The sequence below is a fragment of the Stenotrophomonas sp. 05L44_2 genome (assembly GCF_056665995.1).
The window spans coordinates 1-5,892 of the sequence record NZ_JBFTNR010000192.1 but is presented as its reverse complement, the minus strand read 5'-3'; the positions used below and the strand labels follow the sequence as shown (position 1 = coordinate 5,892).

The 5,892-nt window shown below is 66.5% G+C and carries 5 protein-coding genes and 1 pseudogene; 4 read left to right on the top strand and 2 right to left on the bottom strand.

Translation table 11 applies throughout. The features are described from left to right. Positions 1-152 precede the first annotated feature (152 nt). The gene (locus AC1VAN_RS08710) at positions 153-698 is read right to left on the bottom strand and encodes a WG repeat-containing protein (protein WP_282279982.1); all 546 of its coding nucleotides are present in this window, start codon (positions 696-698) and stop codon (positions 153-155) included. Next, entirely contained in the window at positions 695-2,401 is a 1,707-nt protein-coding gene (locus AC1VAN_RS08705; RefSeq protein WP_032975048.1) for an alkaline phosphatase, read from the bottom strand. Before AC1VAN_RS08705 ends, AC1VAN_RS08710 begins: the two co-directional genes overlap by 4 nt. 154 nt (positions 2,402-2,555) lie before the next feature. On the opposite strand from AC1VAN_RS08705, the gene AC1VAN_RS08700 reads away from it, so the two are divergent. From AC1VAN_RS08700 to AC1VAN_RS08685, 4 genes and pseudogenes are all read left to right on the top strand, one after another. After that, the gene (locus tag AC1VAN_RS08700) at positions 2,556-3,890 is read left to right on the top strand and encodes a dicarboxylate/amino acid:cation symporter (RefSeq protein WP_480985637.1); all 1,335 of its coding nucleotides are present in this window, start codon (positions 2,556-2,558) and stop codon (positions 3,888-3,890) included. Between the two features lie 230 nt (positions 3,891-4,120). Then, the gene (locus AC1VAN_RS08695) at positions 4,121-4,660 is read left to right on the top strand and encodes a hypothetical protein (RefSeq protein ID WP_032975047.1); all 540 of its coding nucleotides are present in this window, start codon (positions 4,121-4,123) and stop codon (positions 4,658-4,660) included. Positions 4,661-4,668: 8 nt separating this feature from the next. Continuing rightward, positions 4,669-5,271, top strand: a complete 603-nt coding sequence (locus tag AC1VAN_RS08690; RefSeq protein ID WP_051501624.1) for a hypothetical protein — start codon at positions 4,669-4,671, stop codon at positions 5,269-5,271. 44 nt (positions 5,272-5,315) lie between these two features. Continuing rightward, a pseudogene (locus AC1VAN_RS08685) lies at positions 5,316-5,892 on the top strand (adhesin); the annotation flags it as partial.

Below are 5,892 nucleotides of genomic sequence, written 5' to 3'. Positions count from 1 at the left end.
CATGGATGCGGCTGCCAAGCCTACAAGGACGTACTTGCGGCGTCCCCGCAATCCGACACCGCCCGGCCATCCCACGGAATGCCACTTTGGCTGTTGCTTCGGCCGTTGCCGTTGTTCGGCAGGTGCAGGGCGCCGCCCTGCCGATAAACCCCTTACTTCAGCCGGCGACCGGAACGATCGATGCGGAACCACTCGCCGCCTTCCATCAGCGTATGCCCGTCGCCATCGGGCGTGCCGCGGCGGCAGCCGTTGCAGACCTCGGCCACGCCATCCTGGAACGGCCAGGCAAAATCGAACGTGGCCGCAATCACCTGCTCGAAGGCAGCGTTGAAATAACCCACGCGATCGCCGACGCGGCCGCGGAACAGGCCTTCCTGCAGGGAGTCGGCGCCGTTGTCCCAGGCGATCACCGCCTGGCTGCGGCCGCGACGGTCGACGTAGTGGAAGCCATCGGCGGTCTGTACCAGCGCCAGGCCATCGCCGTCGTAGGGAAGATCCTGCAGGGTCTCCGCGCTGATCTGCGGCTTGTCATCGACGACCTCGCAGCCGGGCAGCATCCACAACCCGTGCTCTTCGGTCATGACCTTGCAGGCCGGGCCCTGCGCCGGCGCCCAGGGGCTGGCCAGCACGCCCAGCAGGGCCAGCCAGCGCGCACGGCGAAGGCTGCCCAGAGCAGAGCGTGCCGGCCGCGCCATCACTTGGCCTCGGCCTTGCGTTCGAAGGTCGCCGGTGCCGGCAGTTCCACCGGTACGCCCTTGTCGTCGCAGGTGCCGGCCTGGCACAGGCGATCGCGCAGGGCCGGGGTGGCCTGCACGATCATGTGGTAGATCGCGTTCTGCTCCAGGGTGCCGCGGATCGCCTTGCTGCCCGGGCCGCGTGCCCAGATGCCGACGTCCTCGCCACCATGCGATTCGGACTTCATCGGTACCAGCGCTTCCTGCATGTAGTCGGGATGCTCGGTATCGACGTCGTGCAGGTTCGGGCGGCCGTTGGCCGGCTCGAAGCTGCTGGGGTTGTGCGGGTAACGCTTCGGACCGGCCGGTTGCTGGTTGCTGGTGCCGGTATGGCCGGGGCCGTTGGCGTAGCTCAGGGTGGTGTACGGCTGGCCGTTGCCATCCAGCGCGTAGTCGAGCTTGCCGGCACCATCTTCGCCACCCTTGTCCTTCACCTTGCCCAGGATCGGRTTGCCKCGGGCCGGGTAGCCGACGAAGTTCAGGGTGTGCGAATGRTCGGCRGTGACGATGATCAGGGTGTCATCGGCCGAGGTCAGCTCGTTGGCCACGCGCACGGCATCGGACAGGGCCACGGTTTCGGTCAGCGCACGGTAGGCATTGCCGCTGTGGTTGGCGTGGTCGATGCGCGCGCCTTCGATCATCAGCACGTAGCCTTCCTGATGGCGCGACAGGTTCTTGATCGCCGCAGCGGTCAGCTCGGCCAGGCTCGGCTCACCGGCCGGGTCCTGCGGGCGTTCGTATTCGTAGCGCATGTGGTCGGGCTCGAACAGGCCGAGGATCGCCGGAGCGTTGGCGGCGGCCTGCAGCTGCTTGCTGTTCCAGACGTAGGCGCCCTGCGGGTGCGCCTGCTGCCATTCCTGCACCAGGCTGCGGCCGTCCAGGCGCTGGCCGACCTTGTCGTCGTACTCGGGGTCGCGCTCTTCCACGGTGGTGAACTCACCGCGACCACCGCCCAGGGCGACCAGCGGGCCGCGGCCGTAACGCGAGGTCGACAGCAACTGCTGCGCGATGTCCTTGCAACCGGCGGCCTTGGCCGCCTCGGTCAGGTCGGTGTCGTTTTCCCAGTTGCGCTCAGGCGAGTGCGCATAGGTCGCGGCCGGCGTGGCGTGGGTCAGGCGCGCAGTGGAGACCACGCCAGTGGCCAGGCCGGCGCTGTCGGCCAGCTGCAGCCAGGTCAGCAGGCCCTTGGACAGGCTGTCGGCGCAGTCGGTGCGGCTGCCGGCACTGACGCCGATCGCACCCATGTGGGTCTTCACGCCGGTGGTGATGGCGGTCATGGTGCCGGCCGAATCCGGGGTCTGCGAATCGGTGTTGTAGGTCTTGCTGAACGCGGTGGCGGGGAAGCGTTCCCACGACAGCAGGTTCTCTTCGCCCGAGCCGCCCTTCTGCTGGCCTTCGTAGATGCGCGAGGCGGCGACGGTGGTCAGGCTCATGCCGTCACCGAGGAACAGGATGACGTTTTTGGCCTTGCCAGCCATCGCGCCGTTCGCCGCTGCCTGCGCAGCGCCGCTGCGGTACCACCACTGCGGGGTTTCACCGGCCGGGTGGGCGACGGGGGCAACGGTGACCTTCAGGCCGGTCGGGGCGGACGCTGGAGCGGTGCTGGCGCAGGCGCCGAGCAGCAGGGTCGTGGCGCAGGCGGCCAACAGGGAGACGGAACGGCGCATGGACGCTGGGATCTCACAAAGTGTAACGGGACGTTCATTATGCCCGGCCTCGCAAGGCACGCCGATGACACACTGATTTGCCATGCGGGCGGTCGTTCTGCGGGCCGCCTTGGGCTATCGTGCCAGCATCCCTTCCTACCCCCTTGGATTGCCTATGAAGCTGGTCTCTGCCTGGCTGCGGATTCCATTCTGGCAGCGCGTGGTCGGTGGCTTCGTGCTCGGTGCGCTGGCCGGCTGGGCGCTTGGCCCGGCTGCTGAAACTTGGTTCGGCCCGCTCGGCGAGCTGTACGTCACGCTGATCAAGATGATCGCGGTGCCGCTGGTGTTCTTCGCGGTCATCAACGCGATCTCTTCACTGCACGGCCAGAAATCGGTCGCCGCGCTCAGCGGGCGCACGTTCCTGTGGTTCGTGATCACTGCCGCGCTGGCGGTATGCGTGGGCCTGGGCGTGGGTACCGTGCTGCAGCCCGGCGCCGGTGGACTGCAGCTGTCGATGGCCAGCAACTATGTGCCGCGCGAAGTGCCCAGCGTGGTGCAGGTGCTGCTGGATGTGGTGCCATCCAACGTGTTCTACGCGCTGTCCGGTATCGGCACCAAGGTCAACGCCGCCGGCGAGACCGTGCTGGCCGCGGGCCGTGGTTCGATCCTGCCGGTGATCTTCTTCGCTGGCCTGGTCGGCTTTGCCATCGTCAAGCTTGGCGAGAAGGTGACCGAGGCGCGCAAGCTGGTCGGGCAGATGAGCGACATCATGAYCCAGGTGACCCGCTTCGTGCTGGAAGTCACCCCGATCGGCACCTTCGGCCTGATTGCCGGCCTGGTCGGCAGCTACGGCTTCGAGAAGCTGCTGCCGCTGGGCCACTTCGTGCTGGCCCTGTACGTGGCCTGCGCGCTGCACATCGTGGTGGTGTACAGCGCGCTGCTRCTGGCGCATGGCCTGAACCCGCTGAAGTTCTTCCGTGGYGCSGCGCCGGGMATGCAGGTGGCSTTCGTCAGTTCCTCCAGCTTCGCGGCGATGCCGGTCGCGCTGCGCTCGATCACCCATAACCTGGGCGTGAACAAGGACTACGGTTCGTTCGCGGTGCCGCTGGGCGCGAGCATCAAGATGGACGGCTGCGGTGCGATCTATCCGGCGCTGTGCGCGGTGTTCATCGCCCAGTACAGCGGTGTGCCGCTGACGCCGGAGCAATACGTGGTGGTGCTGATCGCTTCGGTGCTGGGCAGCTTCGGTACCGCCGGCGTGCCGGGTACGGCGGTGATCATGGCAACGGTGGTGCTGAGTGCGGCCAACCTGCCGCTGGAAACCATCGGTTACCTGTATGCGATCGACCGCATCCTGGACATGATGCGCACGATGACCAACGTGACCGGACAGATGCTGGTGCCGGTGCTGGTGGCCAAGGAAACCGGCCTGCTCGACCAGACGGTGTACGACAACCCGTCCACCAACGTCGGCATCGATGATCCCGACCCGAGTCCGCCGCGCGCCTGAAGCGGCACTGCAACGCGCTGTATCAGTACCTGTAACACTACTGATACAGCCCCGATGGCGCCTTGCGCAGTGGTGTTTCCTGCGCGTTAAGGCGAACGGAATCCGAACGAAGTTGTAACACTGTGGCGTCACGCCGCCGCGGTGTTACCCGTCAAACCCCCGCTGCGACGGACTTCCGGTGTTGGCACGAAAGCTGCTCTCTCCCTGCGCATATGCAACGGGAGAGCGGCATGGACGGCAGCACCACCCTTTTCACTGTTTCTGGCCGGCGGCTTGCGCTGCTGCTGATGCTGGCCGTTCCGCTGGCGGCTGCGGCCTCGGGTGCCCGTCAAGGGGTGAAGGCGCAGCCGGGTGAGATCGTCCTGCTGCGCGACGTGTCTACGCGCCCGGCCTACCGCATGGCGCCGCCCGGCGTGGCGTTGATCGCCGATCCGAAACCGCAGCATGAGATCGCCGCCGCACTCGGCAGCAGCGGCGCTGCCAGCGGCATGGATGAACTCAGCGATGACGACTACGCCGGCCTCGGCGCTGGCCAGACCGGCAGCGTGCGCGCGCACGGCGTCACCACTGTCGAGCGGGTGACGCAGCAGGCCCTGGGCGGAACCCTTGGACGCTCGGGCGAGGGGATGATGAGCGGCAGCAGCCTCAGCGGTGCGATGAGCGGCCCGCTGGGGGCGGTCGGCAATACCACGCGCGGCATCGGCGATACCGTGCGTGGCGCACTGTCGCAGTTCCCGTTGGGCGCTCCGGCGCAGGCGGGTGGCAAGTGAAGCGCGCAATGCTGCTGGCGGCCTGGCTGGCATTGCCCGCCACAGCGCTGGCCGACGACTACAGCGGGATGCTGGCCTACCTCGACGTGACCCGCATCGACGGTCGCGCGCTGGCCGGTGCCAGTGGTGCCATCGCCATCAACCAGGCGGCGGGCGATCTCAACATCCAGGCCAATCTGCATGGCATGGCCAGCGGCGACCGCGCCGACGTGGCCATCGCTGCGCGCCAGCAGCACAGCAACGACGTCGTGCTTTCGGCACCACTGGAAGCCAGCGCGCACATCGCCGGACAGGCATTGGCAGGCGCCAGCGGCATTGCATCGATCAACCAGGCCAGCGGCATCGCCAACACGACGCTCAACGTCGTCAGCGCGACGCTGGCCCGGCAAGGAATACGCGAGTCCGATGACACGGCGTTGGCCGCCTCGGACATCGCGTCAGCAGGGGGGCAGGGCGATACCGGTGACGGTGTTGCGGCGGGTATCCGCAGTGTCGGCGTTTCGTCGACGGCACTGCGGGGCTTCGACGGTGTCCTGCAACTCAATCAGATCGCGGGAGCGCGAAACGATACGGCCAATGTTCTGGGCCTGGTCGTGCAGGGCAACCCGTGAGTACCACCCACCCGAACCAATCACCTGATGAGAGAGAGGGCACCATGAAAGCGACTGTCAAAAAGACCGTACTCGCCATGGCAATTGCCACTGCCTCGACCGCTGCTGCGGCCAATGGCTGGGACAACCAGAATGCCAATGCGAACATCAACCACAACCATGTCGTGACCGAAACCCGCAACGACACGCACAACCATACCGACAACGAAGTCCGCAACTGGACCCGCACCAACACCACGGTACGCAACAACACCGACACCTCGAACGTGAGCCGTACCCGCACGGTGAACGTCAACGAGCAGGTGCAGAAGAACAGCAACATCCAGGCCGACGAGCGCAAGGAAAAGAACAACCACGGCGTCGACGTGAACCTGGAGAAGGATCTGCGGCTGAGCTCGGACATCAACTTCTCCGGCGATCCGACCATCACCGGTGACATCGACCTGGATTCGGCAGCCATCGCCGTGATCGACAACCGCCAGTCGATCAGCAACAACCTCACCGGCAACAGCCTGGTCACCAACAGTGCATCGATCGCTGATGATGTCGGTGCGGGTGCCTCCGGCAACCTCGGCTTCAACGTGGTGGCCGGCGACAACAACGCGCAGGACAATGCTGCGT